The 25,445-nt window shown below is 47.2% G+C and carries 18 protein-coding genes; 9 read left to right on the plus strand and 9 right to left on the minus strand.

Translation table 11 applies throughout. The features are described 5' to 3' along the window. Positions 1 to 120: 120 nt before the first annotated feature. Together BUR42_RS04280 and BUR42_RS04285 are read left to right on the plus strand one after the other, a co-directional pair. A complete protein-coding gene (locus tag BUR42_RS04280; RefSeq protein ID WP_074240435.1) occupies positions 121 to 1,203 on the plus strand; it encodes a DUF2652 domain-containing protein in 1,083 nt (360 codons plus the stop codon). A gap of 170 nt (positions 1,204 to 1,373) precedes the next feature. Next, on the plus strand, positions 1,374 to 2,504 hold the full coding sequence (locus tag BUR42_RS04285) for an MBL fold metallo-hydrolase (protein WP_074238053.1): 1,131 nt from the start codon (positions 1,374 to 1,376) through the stop codon (positions 2,502 to 2,504). Between the two features lie 129 nt (positions 2,505 to 2,633). Here BUR42_RS04285 and BUR42_RS04290 read toward each other — a convergent pair whose 3' ends face one another. The 5 genes from BUR42_RS04290 to BUR42_RS04310 form a co-directional block, all read right to left on the minus strand. Further along, positions 2,634 to 4,214: a RagB/SusD family nutrient uptake outer membrane protein gene (locus BUR42_RS04290; RefSeq protein WP_074238054.1), complete on the minus strand. Its 1,581-nt coding sequence runs from the start codon at positions 4,212 to 4,214 to the stop codon at positions 2,634 to 2,636. Between the two features lie 20 nt (positions 4,215 to 4,234). Further along, entirely contained in the window at positions 4,235 to 7,231 is a 2,997-nt protein-coding gene (locus tag BUR42_RS04295) for a SusC/RagA family TonB-linked outer membrane protein (RefSeq protein ID WP_074240436.1), read from the minus strand. A 537-nt stretch (positions 7,232 to 7,768) separates the two neighbouring features. After that, positions 7,769 to 8,602, minus strand: a complete 834-nt coding sequence (locus BUR42_RS04300) for a hypothetical protein (RefSeq protein ID WP_074238055.1) — start codon at positions 8,600 to 8,602, stop codon at positions 7,769 to 7,771. Positions 8,603 to 8,746: 144 nt separating this feature from the next. Then, positions 8,747 to 9,172 carry a VOC family protein gene (locus BUR42_RS04305; RefSeq protein ID WP_074238056.1) on the minus strand — a complete coding sequence of 142 codons (426 nt, stop codon included), beginning with the start codon at positions 9,170 to 9,172 and terminating at the stop codon, positions 8,747 to 8,749. Between the two features lie 101 nt (positions 9,173 to 9,273). Further along, a complete protein-coding gene (locus tag BUR42_RS04310; protein ID WP_074238057.1) occupies positions 9,274 to 10,269 on the minus strand; it encodes a family 43 glycosylhydrolase in 996 nt (331 codons plus the stop codon). A 73-nt stretch (positions 10,270 to 10,342) separates the two neighbouring features. Between BUR42_RS04310 and BUR42_RS04315 the strand changes: the two genes are divergently transcribed. Beyond that, entirely contained in the window at positions 10,343 to 11,875 is a 1,533-nt protein-coding gene (locus BUR42_RS04315) for an ArnT family glycosyltransferase (RefSeq protein WP_074238058.1), read from the plus strand. 38 nt (positions 11,876 to 11,913) lie between these two features. Here BUR42_RS04315 and BUR42_RS04320 read toward each other — a convergent pair whose 3' ends face one another. Beyond that, positions 11,914 to 14,148, minus strand: a complete 2,235-nt coding sequence (locus tag BUR42_RS04320) for a GDSL-type esterase/lipase family protein (RefSeq protein ID WP_074238059.1) — start codon at positions 14,146 to 14,148, stop codon at positions 11,914 to 11,916. A 310-nt stretch (positions 14,149 to 14,458) separates the two neighbouring features. Between BUR42_RS04320 and BUR42_RS04330 the strand changes: the two genes are divergently transcribed. After that, complete coding sequence (locus BUR42_RS04330; protein WP_074238061.1) at positions 14,459 to 15,313, plus strand: EamA family transporter; 855 nt, start codon at positions 14,459 to 14,461, stop codon at positions 15,311 to 15,313. Between the two features lie 87 nt (positions 15,314 to 15,400). On the opposite strand, the gene BUR42_RS04335 is transcribed toward BUR42_RS04330, so the two are convergent. Genes BUR42_RS04335 through BUR42_RS04345 form a run of 3 tightly spaced genes read right to left on the minus strand, consistent with a single transcriptional unit; the run spans position 15,401 to position 18,005 of the window. Beyond that, positions 15,401 to 16,429: an MlaD family protein gene (locus tag BUR42_RS04335; protein WP_074238062.1), complete on the minus strand. Its 1,029-nt coding sequence runs from the start codon at positions 16,427 to 16,429 to the stop codon at positions 15,401 to 15,403. A 3-nt stretch (positions 16,430 to 16,432) separates the two neighbouring features. Continuing rightward, positions 16,433 to 17,206, minus strand: a complete 774-nt coding sequence (locus tag BUR42_RS04340; protein WP_074238063.1) for an ABC transporter ATP-binding protein — start codon at positions 17,204 to 17,206, stop codon at positions 16,433 to 16,435. A gap of 7 nt (positions 17,207 to 17,213) precedes the next feature. After that, on the minus strand, positions 17,214 to 18,005 hold the full coding sequence (locus tag BUR42_RS04345; RefSeq protein WP_074238064.1) for an MlaE family ABC transporter permease: 792 nt from the start codon (positions 18,003 to 18,005) through the stop codon (positions 17,214 to 17,216). A gap of 131 nt (positions 18,006 to 18,136) precedes the next feature. Here BUR42_RS04345 and BUR42_RS04350 point away from each other — a divergent pair, with 131 nt between their 5' ends. The 5 genes from BUR42_RS04350 to BUR42_RS04370 all read left to right on the plus strand — a co-directional run bounded on the left by BUR42_RS04350 (position 18,137) and on the right by BUR42_RS04370 (position 25,444). After that, positions 18,137 to 18,634 (plus strand): FEKKY domain-containing protein, encoded by a 498-nt coding sequence (locus BUR42_RS04350; RefSeq protein ID WP_143197332.1) that lies wholly within the window; start codon positions 18,137 to 18,139, stop codon positions 18,632 to 18,634. Between the two features lie 110 nt (positions 18,635 to 18,744). Further along, entirely contained in the window at positions 18,745 to 20,040 is a 1,296-nt protein-coding gene (locus BUR42_RS04355) for an OmpA family protein (RefSeq protein WP_084185381.1), read from the plus strand. A gap of 146 nt (positions 20,041 to 20,186) precedes the next feature. Beyond that, entirely contained in the window at positions 20,187 to 20,786 is a 600-nt protein-coding gene (locus tag BUR42_RS04360) for an RNA polymerase sigma-70 factor (protein WP_074238067.1), read from the plus strand. Positions 20,787 to 20,852: 66 nt separating this feature from the next. Then, entirely contained in the window at positions 20,853 to 22,010 is a 1,158-nt protein-coding gene (locus BUR42_RS04365) for a FecR family protein (RefSeq protein ID WP_074238068.1), read from the plus strand. Between the two features lie 83 nt (positions 22,011 to 22,093). After that, positions 22,094 to 25,444 carry a SusC/RagA family TonB-linked outer membrane protein gene (locus BUR42_RS04370; RefSeq protein WP_159442213.1) on the plus strand — a complete coding sequence of 1,117 codons (3,351 nt, stop codon included), beginning with the start codon at positions 22,094 to 22,096 and terminating at the stop codon, positions 25,442 to 25,444. The last annotated feature ends 1 nt before the right edge of the window (position 25,445 follow it).

The raw sequence follows: 25,445 nt of genomic DNA on the forward strand, positions 1-25,445 counted from the left end.
GCACTAAAAATATGCTTAAACGTTTAAGTAAACAAATTTCGGGCGAAAAAATAATTAATTATATTGCAGGGTGACCTGATTATTGCTCTCCGGATTTTTAATAACTTAAAAAGAAAAGCGATGGAAAACAGGGGCCTGCTTTTTATTCCCGATATCAGTGGCTTTTCCAAATTTGTTAACGAAGCTGAGATTGAACATAGCAGGTATATTATTAAAGACCTGCTGGAAATACTCATCAATGCCAACGAAATTGGCCTGGAGATCTCCGAGATAGAAGGTGATGCCATCCTCTTTTATAAGTTCGGGAAACCGGCTGAATTAAGGGAGCTGTACAAACAGGTGGAAAAGATGTTCTGTGCATTCCACCGTTACCTTATTAATTACGACCACCGCAAGATCTGCCAGTGCCATGCCTGCATATCCGCCGTTGACCTTTCATTGAAAGTGATCACCCATTATGGCGAATTCACGGAGTACAATGTAAAGAACTTCTCCAAACTGATCGGGAAGGACGTGATCGTAGCGCATCAGTTACTGAAGAATGATATCGAACAGCATGAATACTGGCTGGTGACTTCCAATATCCTGCAGGACCAGGAGCCGGCAGATTTCAGGGAGTGGATGGAGTGGAATACGAGCGTGCGGCAAACAGAAACAGGAGAGATCGCTTTCCATTATACACAACTGGGCCAGCTTAAAAAGGAGATACTGGCAGACCCTTTGCCGAAGCTGGAAGTAAAGGATAAAGTGAAACTGGTTTCCATCACCAAAGAATTTAACGAAGAGATCAAGAAGGTGTTTTTCACCATTGTGCATTATGAGTTCCGGGAGCATTGGATGGAAGGTGTGCTGAATGTAAAGGAGGTGAGCCACCTGATCCCGGGGGTAGGAAGCCTGCTGCGCGGGGAGCTGGCAAACGGGCAGCAAACAATGTATTATTCGAGCGGTTTTTCCTATCATCCGGAATCAAGGATACTATTTAGTGAAACAGAACAGAACAACCAGCAGGCTACCAATTATATCATGGAAAAGAAAGGGCCGGAGACGACGGTGTTAACGCTGGAATATTATGAAAAGATGAATGTTTTTAAGGAGTTCCTCTTCCGCTTTGGGAAAAAGAAGGAGCTGGAACAAAAATATAAACGGTCTTTGGATAACCTCGAAGCATTTATGAAAGAGATCACTATGCCGGGAGACTTTTAACCCTCTCAACAAAGTAATTATACCTTTTTAACAAAGCAGGTTGTACTTCTTCTACGGAATTTTGCGGTATAAAATTTCATAACCATGAAATACGTACCCGTAACAGCTATTATGGCTATGGCGGAAAGCCCGGTAGCAGGTTTCCGGATTTGTAATTAGATTGCAGTGCCATGAAAAGAACTTTCAGAATAATTAAATGGATAACAGGAGTACTGTTCCTGCTGATCCTTTTGCTGGTAGTAGCTACTTATTTCTATATGCGTCAGCCACAGTTCGGTAAAGCGCCTTCAGGCGAAAGACTGGCAAGGATAGAAAGATCGCCGCATTATAAGGACGGGCGGTTTCACAACCGGGTGGAAAAACCTACGATAACAGAAGGTTATAGCATCATTGGAGAGGTTTATAAAACTGTTTTTACTTCTTATCCGAGACGTGAACCAGGCAGTACGCTTCCTTCTGTAAAAACTGACCTGTTTAAGCTGCCTGCAGACAGTAACGTAGCTGTCTGGTTCGGCCATTCATCCGTATTCCTGCAGGTAGATGGGAAAAAGATACTTATAGACCCAACCTTCAGTGGTAAAGCATCCCCGCTGCCGGGTTCCGTGAGAGCTTACAAGGGCAGCAATATTTATACAGCGGCGGATATACCACCCATAGATTACATCCTCATTTCTCACGACCATTACGATCACCTGGATTATGAAACAATAGTGGCGTTAAAAGATAAAGTAAAACAGGTGGTTTGCGGTTTAGGTGTGGGCGCACATTTTGAATACTGGGGTTATGCGCCTGAACAGATCATAGAAAAAGACTGGTATGAAACGGTTGTTGTAGACAGCGGGTTCACTATACATACAGGTTCTTCTCATCATGAATCCGGCAGAGGTTTTATCCGCGGTAAATCCTTATGGATGTCTTATCTCATACAGTCACCTGACCTGAAAATATATATCAGCGGCGATGGTGGTTACGATAGCAGGTTTACCGAGATGGGAGAAAAATTCGGGCCGGTGGATTGGGCGATCATGGAAGACGGGCAGTATGATAAAGCCTGGCAGTCCGTTCACCTTTTACCGGAAGAAGTAGTACAGGCTACTTTAGGATTGAAAGCAAGGAACATGCTGCCTGTACATCATTCTAAATTCACTTTAGGCAAACATGCCTGGGATGAACCGTTGATAAAGGTCTCCGAACTTTCGGCAGGGCAGCCCTACCGCCTGGCCACACCCATGATCGGAGAAGTGGTTTACCTCAGCAATCCTTTACAAACCTTTAAGGCCTGGTGGAAAGATGTTAAATAGCAGGAATTGCTGCCGGAAAAGAAATTACTTACCTGCGATCCGGGATGTTTTCAAACCTGTAAAAAATAGCATTAAAAGCCCGGCGTGAACACCGGGCTTTTTTGTTTGCTGCTTTCCCTGACTCATTTATCATCTATAATCGGGATTTTGTATGAGGTTGGGATTCTTATCCATTTCATCCTGTGGAATGGGGAATAATGTCCTGGTTTTACCATCATTCTTAGGGCGGTGATTAAACCATGTTTTCCGGGCGAACACGCCGAAACGGATCATATCCATTCTCCGATGCCCTTCCGCGGCAAATTCCCATCCCAGCTCATCATAGAACCGCCCATATTGGATATCTGCACCACCTTCCAGGCCTGATATGGTTCCATTCAGCTCCTGGTACCCATACCGGTATACACTTCCCTGTAATAACTGCGCACCGGTTACAGTAGCCTTTGCAGGATTGGTAGAGGCAAATGCTCTCTGGCGTATTTCGGTAACGAGTGTGGCGGCATCGCCGGATAACCCTTTTCTCAGGAGGCATTCTGCCTTCATCATTTTGATATCTGCATAGCGGAAGATCACATAATCGGTACTGAGCCCGCCGCGTGCACCAGGTTTAATCTCGTATTTGCCAATGCGGAACCCATCAAAATAATCAGTTCCGTTAAGGCTGGGTACTTCTTTCCTGTAAGTGAGGATCAGCGCACCGGAAGAAACATTGTACTGCGGCCCCATGATCCAGGTATCTTTCAAACGCGTATCGTCTGCATCATATGTGTCAATGAACTGCGGCACGGCACAGTTGCCTCCCCAGGGCTGGGCTGCCATGTTCAGCACATTCCGGTGGGCAGTGGCCAGCGTTTTCATATGGATCGTATTCTGCGCGGCAAAGATCTCATCATAAGGCACGGCGAAAATGGTTTCTTTGGAGTTTTGGTTCTCTGTAATGAAATTGGTTTTGTAAGCGGCCTCCAGGGTATATTTGGTACTGTTAATGATATCATCGCAGGCCGCGATACATTCATCCCATTTGGTAACGCCGGTATAAACCTGTGCGTTCAGGTACAACCTTGCCAGGATAGCTTTTGCCACCCACCTGTTCACACGGCCGTAGGTTAGTTTGGACACCTCGGTGCTTAACAGCGGCATGGTTTCGTTCAGCTCTTTAATAATAAAATCAAATACCTGCTGCCTGGTACTTTGCGTAGGAGCGGAGCCATCGCGGAAATCTGTAACAATGGGCACATTGCCATGTGTGTCTACCAGTACGGAATAATAGAAGGCCCTGGCGGCACGAAGCTCAGCGATCAGGCTTTCTTTACCGGCGGTAACGGGGATCTTTCCTTCCTCGATCTGGAAAATGATCCGGTTCACATTGTTGATGCCGGAATAAGCATGCTGCCATACATTTTCCGGTTGCCATTGGTTGGCGGGCCAGTCGTGTTTATGCATGATCTGGTAAGTACCGGCATCGTACCATCCGTTAGGGCGGTTAGGGGTAACGATCATATCGGCAGGTTCCTCCTGCAGGTCAAAGTTTCCCTGCCAGCCTGCATACATGCCGCGCAATACGGTATAAGCGGGGCCCATGATGGAAGGAATATCTCCTGCGCCGGGCTGATAGTCTGATTCCTGTACGATATCAAATACTTCTTCTTCCAGTTTGGTGCAACCTGCCGGAACGATCAGGAACAGCAGGATCAATATTTTCTTGTACATATTCTTTTTCGTTTAGAAGGTTAAAAAGTGATGTTCGTACCAAAGGTGAAGGTGCGGGTGGTTGGATATTTATCCCGTGAGTCGTTCCCCGCATCCAGGCCAAGGCGGCTGATCTCCGGATCTATTCCTTTGTAGCCGGTGAGCACCACCAGGTTGAGGCCGGATACATAGATCCTGGCCGACCTGAAGTATTTGCTGCGCGAAACATTGATGTCGTATCCCAGTGTTACGTTATCTATCTTCCAGTGATCGCCGTTTTCTATGTAATGAGAAACATAAGCGAGCGGATTATTGAGCTGCTCCTTACCGTATATTTTATCGAATGCCGTTTTGAGCATATTGTATTGTTTGATGGTAGGGTTTTCATAGTACATCCGCTGGAAGTTCAGGATCTGATAACCGAATGCGCCGCGCATGTTCACACCAAGGCTGAATTGTTTGTAGCGGAAACCAAGGTTCCAGCCGGCGGTATGGCGGGCAATACCATTGCCCAGCACTTTACGATCGTCCGGCACGGCATCGTCTATAGGTTTGGGTTTACCATCCTGCCCTTCAATGATCCATTGGCCGTTTTCATCTATGTCTATGGACTTGTAACCGTAGAAGTTTCCGATGGGCTCGCCTACTTTCACGCGGTGTGTAGTGAGCTGAATGGGCTCTCCGGTATGGCCTGCAAAGAAGAAATCATTGGAGGTCTTATACAGGTCGTTAGAGATGCTCATGAGCGTGTTCTTGTTGTTCATATACGTGATATTGCTGCTCAGGCTGAAATCCTTTGAACGGATGATCTCATAGTTCAGCAATACTTCCACACCCCGGTTACGCATGCGTCCTGCATTGGCGAGCGTGGAGCCAAAGAGGTTCGGAGGTACGGGTACGGGGAAGTCGTATAACATATCTTTCGTGTCCCGCTGGTAAACATCCAGGGAGCCGGATATGCGGCTGTTCCATAAGGAGAAGTCCAAACCTATATTGATCTCTTCTTTCTTTTCCCAGCGGAGATCCGGATTGGGGTTCCTGTTGGGTTCCAGTGGCTGGATCCAGGTGCCGTTGTAGAGAAAGCGGCTGTCGCTGTTGTAGTTTAATACAATGAGCGACATATAGGGATCATTTGGCACAGTACCTGTAATACCATATCCTGCACGGACCTTGAGGTCGTTCACTACATCGCTGCCGGCGAGGAATCCTTCCTGGCTGATACGCCATCCGGCAGAAAATGCAGAGAAGGTTCCCCATTTATAGTTCACCCCGAACTTGGAAGAACCTTCGTGGCGCAAGGTGGCCATCAGCAGGTATTTATCTTCCCATGCATAATTCAACCTGCCGAAGAAACCGATCAGCTTGTAATTGTTCTTATAGCTGGATACGCCGCGCATGCCGGTGGTGGCAAAAGGATTGGACACGGCATCGCCGGATTGCAGGCGGTTGTAAGTATATAATTCAGAAGGGAAGTCTGAATTCCATGCGCTGAATCCTTCCCGTGTAACATTCTGATAGCTGTAACCACCCAATAACGTGAATTTATGACCGCTGAATGTTTTGGAATAATCCGCGGTGAGTTCAAGGAGATTATCCTGGAAATAACCCGAACCGCGGGAACCATAACCTTTGCGGTTGTTGATCACAGAGGCGCGGTGATCGTATGTTTCAAAATAGCCGGTCAGCTCGCTGGTTTTAGCGCCGGAGAGCAGCAGTTTGATATTGAGATCTTTTAAAGGAGAATAGATCACATTACCATTGAAACGTAATTCGGTGGCCCTGCTTTCTCCATCCACCTCTTCAATGGGGCGAACGGGGTTATCGTAGTTATAGCCGTTGGGGTCTTCCCGCCATTTGCCATCATAGGTATATACACTGTCTGTAGGATTCCTGATAATAGCCTGGCGATAGATGTATGCATAGTTGGGGGCAGCAAAGAATTTGCGGTTACGGCCGATCACGTTCACATTGAACTTTAGTTTATTGTCCAGCATGGAATGATTGATATCTGCGCGGCCGATGAGTTGCTGGTTTTCAGAACGGTTGAAGAGCCCCTGCCATTGGCGAACGTTCACAGAAGCCACGTAATTGGTTTGTGCATTACCGCCCTGCAGGGTGATATTATGCGTATGGCTGAGCGGTGTGCGGGTGATCTCATCCAGCCAGTCTGTAGTAGTGCCGTAATTCCATTTTTCATTTGCTGTTGGTACAAAGAAACCTTCTGCCAGGAGGCGGCGGTAATCATCCGCATTCAGGAATTCCATTTTCCTGGCGATGGTTTGTACGCTGGCATACCCTTCGTAAGATAAAGTTGCCGGCCTGCTGCCTTTTTTGCGGGTGGTGATCAATACCACACCATTAGTACCACGTGTGCCGTAGATGGCGGCTGCAGAGCCATCTTTCAATACATCTATGGACTCAATGTCTTCCGGTGATACCGTATTCAATGAACCGGGAATACCATCTATCAATACCAGCGGAGAGGTGGAGGACATCAATGTGCTGTTACCACGCAGGGAGATCTGTGTATTGGCATTGGGGTCGCCACTGGGTGTGGTAACAGCCAGTCCTGCTACTTTACCTTGTATCAGCTGCCCTGCATCCTTAGCAAAGCCTTTCACAAAATTTTCCGACTTCACGCTGGCCACGGCGCTGGTTACATCGCCTTTCCGTTGCGTACCATATCCGATCACCACTACTTCATCCAGGTCCGATGCTTTGGTGCTGAGTGAGATATTAATAGTGGATTGCGTACCCACTGCTACTTCCTGCGTAGCGTAACCGGTGATGGAAATAACGAGGATGCTTTCAGTGCCGGGGGCTTCTATTTTATAATACCCGCTTTCGTTAGTGGTAACACCGGTGCCGGTGCCTTTTATGCGAACAGTAACGCCGGGTACAGGATCGCCGGTGGCTTTATCTGTAATAATACCTGATACGGTGACGGGGGCAGGATGCACCGCTGCCTGCAAGCCCTGGCAGGTCAGGCATAGCAGGAGTATGCATATTGCTTTTACAACAGTAGTTGTGTTTATCATAAGCTGCTTTTTAGTTTTGGTTTTAAAATGGTTTAATTGATCATTGAGTTGCTGACGGTCATAACGTTTATCTATGGAAATATTAATTGTCTGTTTGACATGTATCATATTTGGCAAAGGCATCCGCATGTTGATGTTTTTCATCAACAGCATTTCAGGGAAAGCTGATCGCTACTATTTAGAATAAAATTAGGTTACGGAGGAAGCCGTATAGTTGCCGTTTTTGATGAATATTCATTGGATTTTAGCAGCTTCTGCTATGGGTGAGTAATGCATGATCCAAGGGAGATAGCAGGGAGGTGGCAGGGGAGTCCGTGGAGATGAGGTGGACTTGCTCCGGAGATGACGTGTAGATGAGTTGGAGATGGATTGGAGTTGATATCTGAATAATAAATGGCTAATGCGTGGAACGTTTTTAGGTATCGGGGCTGTTTTATGATAGGGCTGCATTCATTTTATGCAAAAAATAAGCCTGTTTTTCAGGTACGGGCATAGTATTCCCGGGGAAGGAAGATATTAATCAGCGTTGTTTACCTTTTAACGGCCCGGGGGAGCATTTTTTGATCCAGGTTTTGTGGTACGTTTATTTTTTACAGTACGTTTGGCGGAGGATGTTTTGGTTTTGTTAGTCTCCGGAGTCTCCGGCAGTAATTTCTTCAGGTTCTTCACCTTGTTTTTACCAACAGGTTTAAGGATACGTTCCGGTACTACGGCAATGATCTCAGCTGCGTAGTATTTACGGTTCTGAACATCATAATATTTCCTGTTCACAAGTTCTAATGAACGCACTTGCAGTATATACAGTGTTGTATCATTCTCAGGTGCAGGAAGATTCAATGCAGCACCTGTAAATGGTGTTTGCAGATCTATCAGTAATGTTTCCCCCTTCAGCCTGGAATATTTGTTTTTGGAAAAGTTAATGGAAACGGCAATGGCTTTGATCTCTATATGTGTAGTGTTCCGGGATTGGGGAATATCCTGCGGAGGTACCTGCAGCAGGAATGTACCATTTGCGTTCTTGCGGAGCTTTGGCGGCTTTTTCAGTAGTTTATCCAGGGGAGTATGTGTGTTAAAGCTGAATCCTTCCAGCCGGGTGCTGAAGTGATCTAATTTAATAACAGGAGCAAGTGTTTTATTGAGCCGGTTAGTGACGGTACCATCGGGTGGAATATCCAGTTCATCCAGTATCGCATGGCGTACCAGCCTGCCGGTCTTACTGGCAATGCCAAAGTCCAGCGCTGCCTGTTTGGTGGCCTTGCTGCGATTTACTTTTTCAGGCATGGAGCGGACGAAGTATTGATCGCCCACTTTATACCCTATCTGGTTGCCCAGTTTTCCAATGAAATAATTAGGTCCTTGTTGTAACGCCATATTTGTTTCCCGATTTTAGCCCTGTAATTTACGAAAAGGCTCCGGGAGCAGCATGAATATTGATATTCGCTATATGGAAGAAAAAAACTATTTGAGGAAAGGAAATGGGCTGTGCATTATATTTTGCACAGCCCATTCATTCGATTATTTGCCTGCGTTTGCATCGTAATTCACCATCCATTTAAAACCGAACTTATCGGTGAGCATTCCAAAGAGTGCTCCCCATGGTGCATGGTCCAGCGGCATGATCACTGTTCCGCCTGCGGCCAGCCCGTTAAAGATGTGCTTTGCATTTTCTTCACTGTCCGGTGAAACGGCAATGGACACATTCGCATCTTTCCCTGCAGCTTCGGGGCCGGGTGTATCGCTGCCCATCAGGGATGTGCCGTTACCCAGTGGTAACATCACATGCATTACCTGGTTTTCCTGTCCGGGAGAATAATGTTCTGACGGCATGTCGGAGAACCTGGAGATACCTCCTAAGAATTCACCGCCGAAAACAGACTTGTAAAAGTTGAAGGCTTCTTCGCAGTTGCCATCAAATGCCAGATAAGGATTAACTAGTGCCATGGTAATTAGTTTTAGATGATTGATTGGTCCTCAAAGCTAAAGTAATTCCCGGTAGCAAAAGGAGGCTGAATCGGACAACTTTTAAGGGGAAATGCGACAAGCTACAATACAGGTGCCTTTTGCATATCTACACCCGGCATTGCTGATTGTATCACCGGCCAGTCTTTTTCCCATGTTATCTTATCCAGCAGCATGACCCTGCCTTTTTTATCATTCTCTTTTCTGAATGCGTGGTATAAGATCCAGGTATCTCCGGCTTTATCTGTAATGATATCGCCATTGTGCCCCGGCCCTGCAAATCCTGCTTCTCCTTTATTGGCTTCCAGCAGCAGGGTGCCACCGTTGTTCAGCAGTGGTTTGCCGGATTGATCGAGGTAAGGGCCTTTGAGGGAAGTGGCTCTGCCTACTTTCAGATGATAACGGCTTTTCACACCTTCGCAGCAGGAACCTACGGAACCGATGAAATAGTAGTAACCATTACGTTTGTAGATATAGGTGGCTTCATAGGCATTACCGGCAATGCGGAAGGTATCTCCTTTCACCGCGGTGCCATCGTCTGATAATTGTACGCCATAGATGCCATGGAAGCTTCCCCAGAAGAGATAAGGTTTGCCTTTGTCCTCTATGAAAAATGCATCGATGGAATTAGCCACACCTATTTCTTTGCTCAGGAATACTTTGCCTTTGTCTGTAAAAGGCCCTTCGGGTTTATCGCTGACGGCCAGGCCAATGCCGGGATCAGGATCGCCCCAGGTGGAAAAGGAATAATAGAGATGATATTTCCCTTTATATTCCACGGCATCCGGTGCCCATATACCGCCGGCTGTTTTCCAGGAGGGTTTTTCGCTGAGCGCAGGTGCCACGAACTGCCAGTTCACCAGGTCTTTTGAACGAAGGATGGGAATGATGTAAGGCCCGCCTAAGCTATCCCGCTTCCAGTTGGTTTGGGTGGAATAAGCATAGTAATAACCGTCTTTTGCTTTGATCAGGTTCGGGTCCGGGAAATCGTGATCGAATACCGGGTTCTTGAATTGCGCAGTGGCAAAAAGACTGCAGCATGCTAAAAGGAAAAGTAAGATGGAGCGTTTTTTCATCATGTAGCGTGGTTCGTTAAGGCAGCCAAAATAATCCAAAAAATGGAGGGATGGAAATTCTGCCGTATATTAAAGTATGTATAAGCCCAAAAATGAACGTTACATCCTTTTAGGTTTTATCCTCCTGAAACTGATCCTTGTTTTCTTTTTGGTAAATCCTGTCTATGAACTGCACCGGGATGAATTCCTGCACCTGGACCAGGGTGCCCACCTGGCACCGGGTTATTTATCCGTACCTCCTGTTACTTCGCTCTTTGCCTGGCTGATCAGGCTGCTGGGTAACGGCGAAATATGGGTAAGGCTGATCCCTGCTTTCATAGGCTGCGGTACATTGATCTTCTCCTGGCTGATCGTGGAAGAACTGAAGGGAAACCTCTATGCAAAATTCCTGGTATGTGTGGCTATCCTTTGCTCTGCTATTCAGCGGCTGGACCTGTTATTCCAGCCTAATACCTTTGACATCCTTTCATGGACAGCAGTGTTTTATTTTTTCATCTGTTATTTTAATCATGAAAAACCGAAATACCTCTATGCAGCAGCCATCTGCCTTGCTTTAGGTTTCCTGAATAAATACAGCATCCTCTTCCTTGTAATGGGTTTGGTGCCTGCATTGATCTTAACACCGCAAAGGAGGATATTTGCCAATAAACATCTGTACTTCGCTGTATTGCTGGCGCTGGTGATCATTTCGCCGAATATCATCTGGCAGGTCCAAAACCAGTTCCCGGTGATACATCACATGAAAGAACTGGCAGAAAGGCAACTGGTGAATGTTAGCCGGATAAACTTCCTGAAGAGCCAGTGGTTGTTCTTTGTTTGTGATACCCTGATCCTGGTGGCTATTATTGCCGGGTATATTTTTTACAAACCTTTCCGCAAATATGCCTGGATAGGATTAGCCTTTGTTTTTACCTTATTGCTTTTCCTTTACTTTAAGGCAAAGAGCTATTATTCCATCGGGTTATACCCTGTGCAGCTGGCATTGGGTTGTGTATACCTTGGTGTGATCCTTACCAAAAGATGGATGAGGATTGCGCTGCCGGTACTTATCGTATTGCTTTATCTGCCCTCTATCCCTTTAATGTTCCCGGTGTATTCCCCGCAGAAAATGGTAATGAAAAAAGAACGTTTTGCACCGTTTGGGATCTTAAGGTGGGAAGATGGAAAGAACCACGATCTGCCGCAGGATTTTGCGGATATGCAGGGCTGGAAAGAACTGGCCGGTATTGTGGACGCTGTGTATTCCTCCATTCCTGATAAAGCGAACGTGTGTATCATTACAGATAACTATGGTCAGGCAGGTGCTATCAATTATTACACAAAGCTAAAAGGCTTGCAGGCAGTTTCCTTTAATGCGGATTATATGAACTGGTTCAAACTGGATGAACCGATCCGGTATGTGATACTGGTAAAAGATACCTGGGACAGGGACCCGGAAAGAAGGCGTGAAAAGGTGTTCTTCAAAACAGTAAAAGAGGCAGGAATGATCCGGAATAACCTGGCCCGTGAGTACAGCACAAAAGTATTTTTACTGGAAGAACCTTACATAGATGTGAACAGGTTATTGCGGGAGGAAGTGATAAGCCGCAAACAAAGCATGGCAGAATAAAATAAAGGCTGAACAAAACGTTCAGCCTTTATTGTTCATTAGATCTTCACCAGTTTATACCGGTGTTTATTATCGATGATGATAAAATAGATGCCTGTTTTCCATTCGCTTACATCCAACCTGTTGGTAGAGGCCCTTTGCACAGAAAGCACCCTTACGCCCTGCGAATTGAATACATCCAGCACATATTCCCTGCCGGCTACACCAGGTATGGTTACAATCCTGCTGGCCGGGTTAGGAAAGATGGATAAAGCGGGTCCTTCCACTGCATCCTCACCATACACGATGGTACGCGCTAAACCCTGCGGAGCGCCGCCACCTGCACACAAAGTATCGGGGATACCTTCTGCCACCACTCTTTCAAAGAGGATCTTATGACCAGCGGAATTGAAGTGTACATCGTCTCCGCTGTTATAGATGGCTTTGATATTATTGTTGCTGCTGTCCAGCCCCGTGAAGAAGTCGATGGCCTTGCTGCCGAAATACTTGATGGTAGTATCTCTGAACTGGCGCAATCTTACGCCGGCAGCTACGCCCAGGTTACCTCTCGGCTGTGTGGTAGTTACCCACAGCGGGATATTATGTTGTTCGGCAAATGCTTTCAGTGCCAGGTAATTGTCCCTCGATTTGGTCATGGGGAAATTACGTGCTTCATCATTGGTAGGCATATTGATAATGATCACATCTGCGTTCAGCGCAACGGCCCTGCTGATATTACTGTTTGGATCTACAGAGAAGGTGAGGCCGCTGACAGTATAAGAAGGGGTACCATCCGGCTGAATGGTTTGCGTGTTCGTGCTGCCGTTAGCCAGGTTGATCACTGTATCAGCAGGATTGTGATTGGCTTTGAGCCAACGCTGGTACCTGAAAGCCCATGCACTGTCCCTGCTGGCAAGGCCATTACCCCATGCGGTAGAAGATCCCAGCAGTACTACCCGTATGGGAGCCGTGCAGTTCTGCGGAACACCGGGTGAGGTTCCGGATACATTGCTGCTGAAGAAATGCCTGTTGGCGCTGGCTAACATGTTCAAACGATAATAGTACAACTGGTTGGCTGCAGGGTTATTATCCGTAAAGGAATAACTCAGTGGACTGGCGGAACTTCCTGATGCATTCACATTGCCGATATTTATCCAGTTCTGGGCATCTGTACTGCGCTCTATACCAAAACTAACGGTATTGCTTTCGCGCAGTGTACCCCAATCCAGCTTCAGTTTACCAGCCACAAGGCTGATCGTGAAGGAGGATAACCTGAACGGTGTATGATAGATGGTATCCGGTATGCCTTTTACGCCGGGGGTATAATAATGCACATTAGCCGCATCTTCCATATTCAGGCGGTAATAACGGGCAGATGTGTGTACGGTATTATCCGTGAACTCGTAATCCCTGGGAACTGCAGAAGTACCTGCTGCATTCTGGTTACCGATATTGCTCCAGTTGAGAGAGTCTGTACTTCTTTCAATGATGAAACGCAGCGTATTGGTTTCTGTATTGGTGCGCCAGTTAAGTCTGAGTTTATCTTCAAACCGGCTGACCGTAAAGCTGGCTAATTGGAACGGCGTAACCGGCGCAGGTGTGCACAAGGCCTGGGGAATGTTCTTATCGGCCACACGTGTGAAAAGGATCCGCTGCCCTGCGGAGTTCAGGTGCAACCCGTCCCCATTGGCGTAGGCAGGTTCTATTTGTCCTGTTGACTGAGCTACGGTGGTCCAGAAGTCGATCGCCTTATCTCCGAAGTACAGATTGATGCTGTCTTTCATCTGCTTCAGCCGCAATGCTGCGGCATTGCCGAGGTTGCTGCGTGGCTGTGTGGTGCTTACCCATAAAGGGATATTGTTCTGTGCAGCCAGCTGTTTCAGTTTGAGCAGGTTGGCAACCTGAACTGTTAAGGGGAAATTACGGGCTTCATCCTCTGAAGGTATGTTCACGATAATAGCATGCGGGGCCAGTGAAATGGCTTTGGTGATATTATTGTTAGGGTCTACCGCAAAGGTAATGCCGCCCACGGTGTAATCCGGTGTACCTGTTGCCTGTATATTATGCGTGGTATGCCCGCCGATGGCCAAGATGTACACCGTGTCTGCCGTGTTGTGTGTGGCTTTCAGGTGTTTCCGGTAATGGAAGGTCCATGCGCTGTCCCGCACAGGCACGCCGTTTCCCCAGGCGGTAGAGGATCCGAGTACAACGATGCGGAGTGGTGTGTTGCAATTCTGCGCGAAACTGGTTGCTCCTGTACAGCACAGGAATAGGAAAAGTAAAAGTCTTTTCATTTCAATTGGGATTAATTGATCAGTTGATTGACTATTCCAGGAGGTGCGGTACGGTAGTAGGATACGTGGAAAACGTGTATAAAGCTATGGATTTTAGGTGAATTTTACTAATTTGCAGTTCATACATCAGAAAACTATATGCATCTCCTGTATTCCAGCACACCTCCTCCAGTGGTTGTTTTGCAAGCAAAATAACCAGCGGTCCCATCTTCATTAACGGATCATTCACCAACTCAAAAGAGCCTGGTTGTTTTCGCCTGCACCAATTTGTCTGAAAAATTGATGTATCACTTATTTATTAGCGAAAATAATGACCAGGTATATATTCATGGTTTTTGCCGGAGCCTGCAGCTTTGGCATCCTTTCTACATTTGTAAAATTAGCGTACCGGGAAGGCTATTCTGCCGCCGGTATTTCCTTTTCCCAGGCCTTTACAGGCTTTCTCGTGCTCTTTGTGCTGCAACTCCTTTTTAGCCGGGAAAAGGGCTTTAAAGGGGCATTGCCGGTGTTGTTAACAGGCGCAGCCATCGGGCTCACTACTTTCTTCTACTATGTTTCCGTGGTATACATACCAGCTTCCCTGGCTATTGTGCTGTTAATGCAATGTACCTGGATGGGGATATTGCTGGACTGGGCACTCTTTAAAAAGCGGCCTGGCGGGGTGCAGGCCTTTGTGACCCTGCTGATCCTGGCCGGGACGGTTTTGGCCAGCGGCGGTATTACACTGGATGTTTCACTGAAAGGTGTGCTGTTTGCGCTATTGTCCGCTTGCTGTTATGCCGGCTTCATTGTGGCCAACAGCAGAACAGGGCAGCAGATGGAAACACTGAAGAAAAGCACTGTTATCATGATGGGATCTGCTTTAAGTATTTTCATTGTGAATGCGCATCAACTGACGGTGGCAGCGCATTTCGACTGGGGCATCCTGAAATGGGCTTTGTTCCTTTCTTTATTTGGCACCATCATTCCGCCCGTTCTCTTTGCAAAAGGGATCCCTAAGATAGGAGCGGGGATCAGCGCTATTGTGATGACGGCAGAATTACCTGTGGCCGTGATCTGTTCCCATATTGTGTTGCAGGAGCCGGTGGGCTGGGTGCAATGGATAGGGGTGATGATCATGCTGCTGGCGATTGTGTTGTTGCATGTGTGGAAAGAAAAGGGATAACAGCAGGGCCTGCTGAAAATTATTCAGCCGCTGAAGTGAGTGACACAACGGCGGCTGAATGATTATAAAAAGCTGGCTAAATGATCTTTATTTCTGTCCTGTTGTGTCTGCTGCTTTTGCTGCCTGCTGTGCTTCCTTTTTCTCACGTTTTGCTTTCCTGCGGAAGAAACCTCTTAACAGGAAGTTGCTTTGCAGCGCCTCCATGTTTTCATCCAGTTTCTCTGTGCTGCTTTGCAGGTTGGAGATGGTTTGTTTTAATGCCTTTGCGGTTTTTTCGTCATTCAGCAGCACGCCAGCGGGGCTGTTTGAACTGCTGAGGTTTTCTTTTACGCCACTGCTGGCATCACGGAGGTTTAACACTACGCTGTCCACACCCTGCGCGATGGTTTCCATTTGAGAAATGGTAGAACGCAGTTTGGTGAATACAACCGTGTCAGAAACCAGGTCGCTGGCCAATGTGCCTTTTGTATGCAGTTTAGCGCTATATTCTGCCAGGCCTTCCGTAAGCATCTGTGTATTAGCCGCAGTTTTACGAAGAGTGGCCATGGTGCCCTGCAGATCGTTATAGATGGTTTCGTCGCTGATCAATTTACCAATGGAACCTTCTCCTTTCATGATCTTACCAGTGATCACTTTCAGGTTGCCGGTGATCTCTACGAGGCTTTTGTTGTTCACCTGCAGGGTGTTCATGATCTCATCGGTGCTGATGGCTACTTCCACGGTAATGATATCTCCGTCTTCAATAGCAGGCACAGAAAGGGTGCCGCCTGTGAGAGCAATGATCTTATTACCCACCAGTCCGTCTGAACTGATCTTGGCTTTTACATCCTTATGAATGAACTCGCGGGATGCCTTTTCTATGTTCATCAATACTTCTATCTGGCTGTGGTTGACGAAGGTGATGCTTTTGATGGTACCCACCTTTACGCCGGAATACCATACGTTGTCGCCTTTTGCCAGGCCGCCGATATCATGAAAGATCGCTTTCACTTTTACGGATTGAACGAAGGATTTACGCTGTCCACCCAGGGTGAGTATGCCCACAGCAAAGATGATCACTCCCAGGAGGATAAATATGCCTACGATCACCGTTCTTTTAGTAGTCTTATCTTTCATAGTTTACTGAATAAAATTATAGTCATAGAATTCCTTGATCAGGTCGTCGCCGGTGGCAAAGACGGTGTCAAAACTTCCCTGCCGGATGAATTGTCCTTCTTTCATCACGGCGATATTATCGCCGGTCACTTTGGCGCAGGTAAGATCGTGTGTAATGATAATTGAGCTGGTTTTGAAGCGGCGCTGTACTTCGTTGATCAGGTTATTGATCTCTGTACAGGTAATGGGGTCCAGGCCTGCGGTGGGTTCATCGTACAACATGATATCCGGGCGCAGGATGAGCGTACGGGCAATACCGATCCGTTTCCTTTGCCCGCCGGAGAGTTCAGATGGCATCTGGTCTATGGTCTGGGAAAGCCCTACGGCATCGAGTACCGTATCCACCAGTTTGGCCCGCTGTGCTGCCTTCAGGCGGGGCTGATTGCGTACGAGGGGAAAGTTAAGGTTTTCCCCTACCGTCATGCTATCATACAACGCGCCGTTCTGGAAACAGAACCCAACTTTCATGCGCAGTTCCCGCAGGGACTGGGTATCCAGGTGTTCTACTTCCAGCCCCAGTACATTTACAGAGCCGGCATCAGGTTTCAGCAGGCCGGCAATGATCTTGATCAGTACAGATTTACCGGTACCGGAGCGGCCGAGTACCACTACGTTCTCGCCTTTGTGCACATCCAGGTCAACGCCCCGCAATACGTGATTATCGCCAAAGGATTTAAAGAGACCTCTGATGGAGATCACGGTGTTATCAAAATCTATTTCAGGCGTGAATGGTTTCATAATTTATTTAACGGATCGAATTAACAACTTGAACAATAACGATCTCTTCAATAAAGATCAGGAACATGGATATTACCACTGAAACATTGGCAGCTTTACCTACGCCCTGTGTTCCCTGTGAGGCATTATATCCCTGATAAGCACTAACAATGCCAATAGTGAACCCAAATACAATAGATTTAAAAAGAGAGGCCCCCAGGTCAAGGAAGGATATATTTACAAATGCTTTCTGTATGAATGCGATAAGGCTGGTCTGCTCATTCAGGTGTACATCCAGGTAAGAACCTGCAAGGCCTACCACAGCGGTGTAACACATGAGCAGCGGGATGCAGGCGGTAGTAGCCAGTACCCGGGTGACTACAAGGTATTTAAAAGGGTTGATGGCGGATACCTCCATGGCATCTACCTGTTCCGTTACCTTCATGGAAGCCAGTTCCGCACCAATACTGGAACCTACCTTGCCGGCACAGATCAGGGCGGTAACAAGCGGTGCCAGCGCCCGTATCACGGCAATGGAGATAAGGGAGGGCAGCCAGGAAGTAGCGCCGAACTCTGCCAGGGAGGGGCGGGACTGCTTGGTGAATACAAGACCTGTGATAAAGCCGGTGAGGCTGATCAGCGCCAGGGACTTGTAGCCTATCATATAACACTGATGCATAAACTCTTTTACTTCCCAGGGGCGGCGAAAAGCCTCCCGAAAGAACCGGGCAATGAACCGGAAGATGTCGTATACACTGATGAAAAAGGCATCTGCACTTTTTGTGATAAAGGGTTTATCCGGTTGTTCCTTAGGTTCCATTAGCTGCATTTAGTCAATTAAAGGTAGCAGCAAATGGTGTACCGGTATTAAAAAAGGTGGATAATTGGGGATGTTTTCCCCAATTTGGGTGTAATTTTTGTATATATGTCATGAAATATTATGGATTGCCTATGAAACGATTATTCTTCCTTTTGCTCGTTTTTCTTCCGTTTTATGCTCAGGCACAGCAGGACGCGCTGTTGAAAGTACTGGTCTGGGGGCTTCCGGGCTCATCCGAGAATATGATGAGAGGTGTTGCAAAAAAATACGGGTTTGAATATTATAGCGTGGGTGGATGTGTGATCAACCCGGAACTGCAGGACAGCGTGAAAAAGCATAATGACAGCGTTTATGCCATTTTAGCTCAAAGGCATGGCAAGGATTGGGAGGAACATTTTCGGGAAGATCTGGATAATATGCGGCAGTATAAAGATGAAGTCACAGCCCTGGTACTCAAAGAGCCACTGGTGGCAGCAAAAAGTGCGCGCGCGGTGTTATATATAGAAATAACGCCTGCAGCTGATAAGGATACTTATAAAGTGATGGTTTTTTCAGAGGATATATATGAATTCAAGCTATCCTATACTTACCTGGTTAACCATAAAAAGAAGAAAGTGGTGCTGCTCTAGCCTCACTTCAATCCCCGGTCCCTGCATTTCACACACCAATATGAACATTCCATGTGCATGTGGATTGTTTCAGGGCTTGCTGCCGGGTACCTTTGCGGAAATATTAATACATGAAGTTGTTACTCCCCATGATCGTATACACGGTCACAATTGCAGTGAATGCCCATGCACAGGGCGGTTTCCTTAAAAAAATGGCGAACAGGGCTGAGCAGGCCGCTACCAATAAAGCCGGTAATGCGGTGGAAAAAGGGGTGAATGATGCCTCTGATAAAGTACTGAATGCTGGTAAGCCCGCCGCGGGCGCCGCTTCTGCGCCAACTGCTTCAACACCCGCTGCTGCTCCGGCCCCCGCTCCGGCCTCAAGGGTGGAAGCCTATTCCAAATTCGATTTTGTAGCAGGTGATCAGTTGCTGCTGTCTGACGATTTTTCACAGGATGTGGTGGGTGAATTTGCCATGCACTGGAATACAAATAATAAAGGGGAAGTGGTATCCATGAAAGATGGTACTAAATGGCTGAAGCTTTTCCAGCAGGGCGTTTATCTTACACCCAATAAGCAGGTACTGCCTGCAGATCATACCATTGAATTTGACATGATCCTGGATATGCACAACACAGGGTACATGTATCCCGAGGTCTTCTTTACGCTTTTTAACAGTGGGGAAGATGCTCCCCAGAGCAACAGCGTGTTTAAAAATATGCATGGCTATAATGATATAGGCATTCAACTCGCACTGGGTGAGAGTAACAATACCCGAACCGTGCTGAGAACACATGCAAAAGGAGCGGAGACCTTCAGAACAAATGTACAGCAGCTCAAATTACTGGAAGAGAATTATGGCAAACCATTCCATGTGGCCATCAGTGTGCAGAAAACACGCTTCCGCATGTGGATCAACGAACAGAAGGTGTACGACATGCCGCGTATTGTGGAAAGTACTTTCAACCAGCTGGCCGTTTCGGTGAGTGGTTCCAATTATAAAGAAGATCAGTTAGGCTTTTATCTTTCTAACCTGAAAATAGCGGGTGGCAGCCCGGATGTGCGATCCAAACTGCTGACGGAAGGGAAGTTCAGCACCACGGGCATTACATTCGATGTGAACTCCGATGTGATCCGCCCATCTTCCTTTGGCGTGATCAAAGAGATCGGTACAGCGCTGCAGTCGGATGTTTCTTTTAAAGTAAAGATCACAGGGCATACAGACAGTGATGGTTCAAAAGCAGTGAACGATGCTTTGTCGCTGAAACGCGCTACGGCAGTGAAGGCTATGCTCACGGATACCTATAAGATCGCTGCAGAACGTATCAGCGTAGACGGCAAAGGCGCAGCTGTACCGGTGGCAGAGAATACAACGCCGGAAGGCAAGGCAAAGAACAGGCGGGTGGAGTTTGAGAAGGAGAAATAATATACCGGTTATATTATATATTATAAAGGAAACGCTTTTTCGGCGTTTCCTTTTTTGATTAATTTTATATTAACTTGCCGTTATCCGCTTTTCATTCAACCAAAAAATTAAATATTTGCCGACCGGATTAAACTAAGCACTCAGGCATGTCTTCCAACGCATCAGAAGAAATAGCATTAGTAGCAGCATTGCAGGGGGATAGCGTCGCTGCATTTGATGCCCTTTACCGCATGTATTTTCCCGCCGTGTATGCCAACATCCTTCACCTGGTGAAGGATAGCGCTGCTGCGCAGGATATTGTGCAGGAGGTATTCATCCGCCTTTGGGAAAAAAGGAAATTACTGCAAACCGGTCAGCCTGCCGGCAACTGGCTGTTTGTGGTAAGTTATAACCGTTCCCTGAACCACCTTCGTTCCACCCTGCGTCAGCGCCTGAAATTAGCGTCGTTGGTGCCGGATACTATGGAATCGGAAGAAGGGGAGTGGGAGGTCACTTCCATTCAGCTGGACATGCTGGAAAGAGCGATAGACAAATTACCGCCTCAACGTAAAAAGGTTTTCCTGCTGTGTAAGATGCAGGGCAAAACATATGCAGAAGCCGCTACGGAACTGCAGATCTCCCATTATACCGTAAAAGAACATATTACAAAGGCCAGCCGCTTTATCCGTGATTATGTACGCGTGCAGCCTGAGTGGCAAACTTTACTTGTTGCATTCCCGCTTTTAGCAAGCCTGTTCCACCGCTAAAAAAAATCTTTCTCACACAGCCCCCCTTTTTTTCGCTTCCGGTGTATTTACTGAAACGCGACCTTATTGAATCATTCTGAAACATATTTAAACGAGCTGCTGGCCAAAGAACATTGGACGGAGGAGGAATGCCGCTGGCTGCTGCATTACCTGGAAGAAACTCCCGGCACCGAACTGAAAAGCCTCATGCTGGAGCGTTTCAGGGCACATGGCCTGGAAGTGCAGGACCCTGCACTGGCAGAAAACCTGTTAGGCCGTATTCATGCGCGTATGCAGCCATTACCTTTACCTGAAACGAAGATAGTACCCCTTTACCGCCGTTGGTGGAAAGGTGCCGCGGCTGCCGTTATTGGTGTAGCGGCAGTAGCTGGTGCCATGTACCTCATGCAACAGCCCTCTAAGCCACTGACCGCAGGGCTTACACCCGCTGCAGCGGAAGATGTGGCACCGGGTGGTAATAAAGCCCGTTTATTGCTGGGTAACGGAAAATCACTTGTACTTGATCAGATGGCAGATGGCCCTATCAGCGGAGATGCGCAATTGCATAAAGAAGATGCGGCGCTGGTGTACGGCCCTTCCGGTGGAAATAGTTCCAACACATTAATCACTCCAAAAGGAGGGCAATACCGTGTACAGCTGGAAGACGGAACCAAAGTATGGCTCAATGCAGCCAGTTCCCTGGAATACCCCGTTGCCTTTAACGGTGTTGACCGTACCGTACGGCTGACAGGCGAAGCTTATTTTGAAGTGGCGAAGAATGCTACCAAACCTTTCTTTGTACAGGTGAATGGCATGACGGTGCAGGTACTGGGCACCAACTTTAACATCAATGCATATGCAGAAGAAAAGCGCTTTACCACCACTTTGCTGGAAGGTGCTGTGAGGGTGGTGGCAGGTAACCAGCGATTCACGCTGGCACCGGGTGAACAAACCAGCCTGGAGCAAGGTGTGCTGCAACGTACTTCCGGAGATGCGGAAGACGCCATTGCCTGGAAGAACGGCATCTTTACTTTTAAGAATCATGAACTCGCGGCTGTGATGAGAGATATCAGCCGCTGGTACGATGTAAATATCATATACGATAAAGGAATTGATGAAAAGATCCATGTTACGGGAGCAATGCGCAGGCAGGATAATTTAACACAGGCTTTAAAAATACTGGAGCTCACAGCAGATCTGCATTTCGCGGTGCAGGGCAAAACCATTACTGTCAGCAAAAAATAGATCATAACACTATCACGCAATTGAACCGGCAGGCGCCTGCCGGTACTGTATGCCGTATGCAGAAAAGTTAAACAATGAAATTCATGAAACGATCATTACACAGTACGCAGCTTTCCGCATGGCGGTGGTTTAAACCGCTGTTCCTGTTCCTGCTCATAACGGGCCTGCAGCTGAACGCAGCAGCCAAAGGACAGGATAAACTTTTAAATGTAAATGTGAATGATGCCAGCCTGGAAACGGTATTTAAGATCGTACGCCAGCAGAGCAGTTACCTTTTTATATTCAGGGATGAAAACCTGGCAGGCACCAATATGAAAATAACTTTCCGCCTGAAAGATGCTACTATACAACAGGTGATGGACCGCTGCCTGGAAGGTTCTCCGCTTACTTACAGGATAGTTGATAATACGGTGATACTGGTAAAACGCGATGAAAAACCTGCAGCGCAGCAGGAGCTGGTGAAACTGAGCGGCGTGGTAAGGGATGCAGAGAACGGAGACCCCTTACCGGGTGTAACCGTGAGTGTGAAAGGTACTGGTAATGGTACCACCACGGATGCGAACGGCCGCTTTCTGCTGAACAATGTTACACCTCCTGCAACGCTGGTGTTCTCTTATATCGGCTTTTCCTCACAATCTGTAGAAGCAGGCGCACGCAGGGAATTTGCCATACAGCTGCAGAGAGAAAGCCGTTCCATGCAGCAGGTGGTAGTGATCGGATATGGTACGCAGAAGAAAACAGAACTCACCGGTTCCATCAGTACTTTCCGCCCGAACGATCTCAATGCCCGCCCTGTTCTGGGGCCGGACCAATTATTACAGGGCCGCATGGCAGGTGTGAATGTATCTTCCGCCAATGGTATGCCGGGTGCACCGATGCGTGTAAGCGTACGTGGTATCGGTTCGCTGAGCGCGAGTAATGAACCCCTTTATGTAATAGATGGTGTGCCCATTATTCCGCACGATGCGGCAGTTACAAACTTCGGTGCTAAAATGAATCCGCTGGCACAACTGAATCCCAGCGACATTGCTTCCGTGGATGTACTGAAAGATGCTGCTTCTGCTGCCATCTATGGATCACGCGCCACTAACGGAGTAATACTCATCACTACCAAGAGTGGCCGCAAAGGCAGCGGGCAACTGGCCATTAATGCTTATGCCGGCATGCAGGATGTGCCCTACCTTGATAAAGTAGAAATGGCAGATTCCAAATTATACCTGGAAGTAGTGAATGAAGGGATCGATAACTACAACAAACAATTCGGCTACCTGCCCGGTAACAGCAAATTTATTCCCGGCATAGATCATCCTTATCCCGGTTTACCGGATACAGACTGGATGCAGGAAGTTTTACGCAAAGCCTATACAAAGAACATCGACCTTTCTGTTTCCGGCGGTACAGATAAAACAACGTATTATATTTCCGGTGGTTTCCTCAATCAGCAGGGCGTTGTTATTTATAACGATCTGAAAAAATACACCGGCAGGATCAATCTTACCACAGAACCCCTATCCTGGTTGCGTACCGGTGTGAACATCAGTTTCGGTTATTCTGATAACAACCGCGTACCGGGTTCTAACCTGGGTTCTACGGTGATGGGCAGAAGCCTCCCGCAACGTCCGTTCGACAGGCCTTATAAACCTAATGGTGAATATTATGTAGGTGGTACGGCAGACCTGGTGTATCACAACCCAATACAGATCCTGAAAGAAGAAGTGGCGAACCTGAAGAACTATCGTTTATTAGGAAACGCATTTGCAGAACTGAAATTCACCAAAGACCTTACCTATAAAACATCTTTTGGTTCAGACATTGGTTATACGCATGATTATATCTACTACAACCAAAAACATCCATATGGTACCGGTAATGGCCGTATCATAGATGAACGCAGGCTGCTTACTAACCTGCTGCTGGAAAATACGCTGAACTATTCCCATGCTTTCGGGGCACTGAAGCTGGATGTATTGGCTGGTCACTCTTTCCAGCGTATGATGGTATCTACCAATGGTATAGATGGTAACGGGTTCCCTGCTCCGTCTTTTGATGTGCTGGGGGCTGCTGCTGTGATAAATAGTGCTGGTACCAACCTGTATGGTAATGCCATGGAATCTTATTTCGGAAGGGCTAACCTTGCCTGGAAAGAAAAATACATGCTGGGCATGTCTGTCCGTACGGATGGTTCTTCCCGTTTCTCACCCGATAACCGTTATGGTTACTTCCCTTCTGTATCTGCAGGCTGGCAGGTTTCCAAAGAACCTTTCTGGACCATGCCTGAAACAGATCTTAAGGTGCGCGTGAGCTATGGCTCTACCGGTAACCAGGAAGGCGTGAGTAACTATGCTTACCAATCCCTCACCGGTGGTGGTTACAACTACGATGGCAAGAGCGGTATTGCGATCACTGGTTTTGGAAACAATATCCTCACCTGGGAAAAAGCCAATCAATTGGATGCCGGTCTTGAGTTAGGACTGCTGGGCGGCGCCGTGAACCTTACGGTGGATTATTTCCGTAAGAATACTACCAACCTGTTGTACAATATGCCTATCCAGGGAACATCCGGTTTTACCAGCATCACCAGCAATATTGGTTCCATGTTGAACCATGGCCTGGAAGCTGCGGTGAACACCAACTTTAACTTTGGTGCATTGAACTGGAGTTCCGACTTTAATATCTCTTTCATCAAGAACCGCATCACTTCCCTGATCGGTAATACCGATGCGCTGTCTGTTGGTGCTAACCGTGCATTGCAGGTAGGCCATGACATCGGCAGTATCTGGGTGTATAAGATGTTAGGCATTTTCCAGGATGATAAAGAAGTACCCGAGCCCTTGCAGAAGATAGGTGTACGCGCAGGAGATGTGAAGTATGAAGACCTGAACGGAGATGGTAATATCGATATTAACGACCGCCAGATCGTAGGCAGTTCCAATCCCGATTTTTATGGTGGCTGGAACAATACTTTCCGGTACAAAAACTTTGATCTCTCTGTTTTCCTGAGCTACACCTACGGACAGGATGTATATGCTACTTCCCGTATTACCATTGAAAGGCTGGGACAGAATGCCGTGAATATCACTAAAAAGTCTGCCGAGAACAGATGGACCGGTCCCGGTACCAGCAACACCACTCCCCGTGCTATCTACAGCCAGGCCTACAACCTGTACAATTCCAGCCGCTGGATGGAAGATGGTTCTTTCATCCGGGTACGTACCGTATCCCTGGGATATGAATTACCCGGGTCTATCCTGTCAAGAGCAAAGATCAAACGGGTGCGCGTGTACCTGCAGGCAGATAACTTATGGTTGTTCACCAAATACTCCGGTATGGACCCTGAAGTGAGTTCAGATATGGACCCGCGCTTTTTGGGAGAAGATAACCTGGTATTACCACAGCCCCGTTCATTTAATGCAGGCATTAATCTGAATTTCTAAA

This window comes from Chitinophaga niabensis, assembly GCF_900129465.1.
Taxonomy (GTDB): domain Bacteria; phylum Bacteroidota; class Bacteroidia; order Chitinophagales; family Chitinophagaceae; genus Chitinophaga; species Chitinophaga niabensis.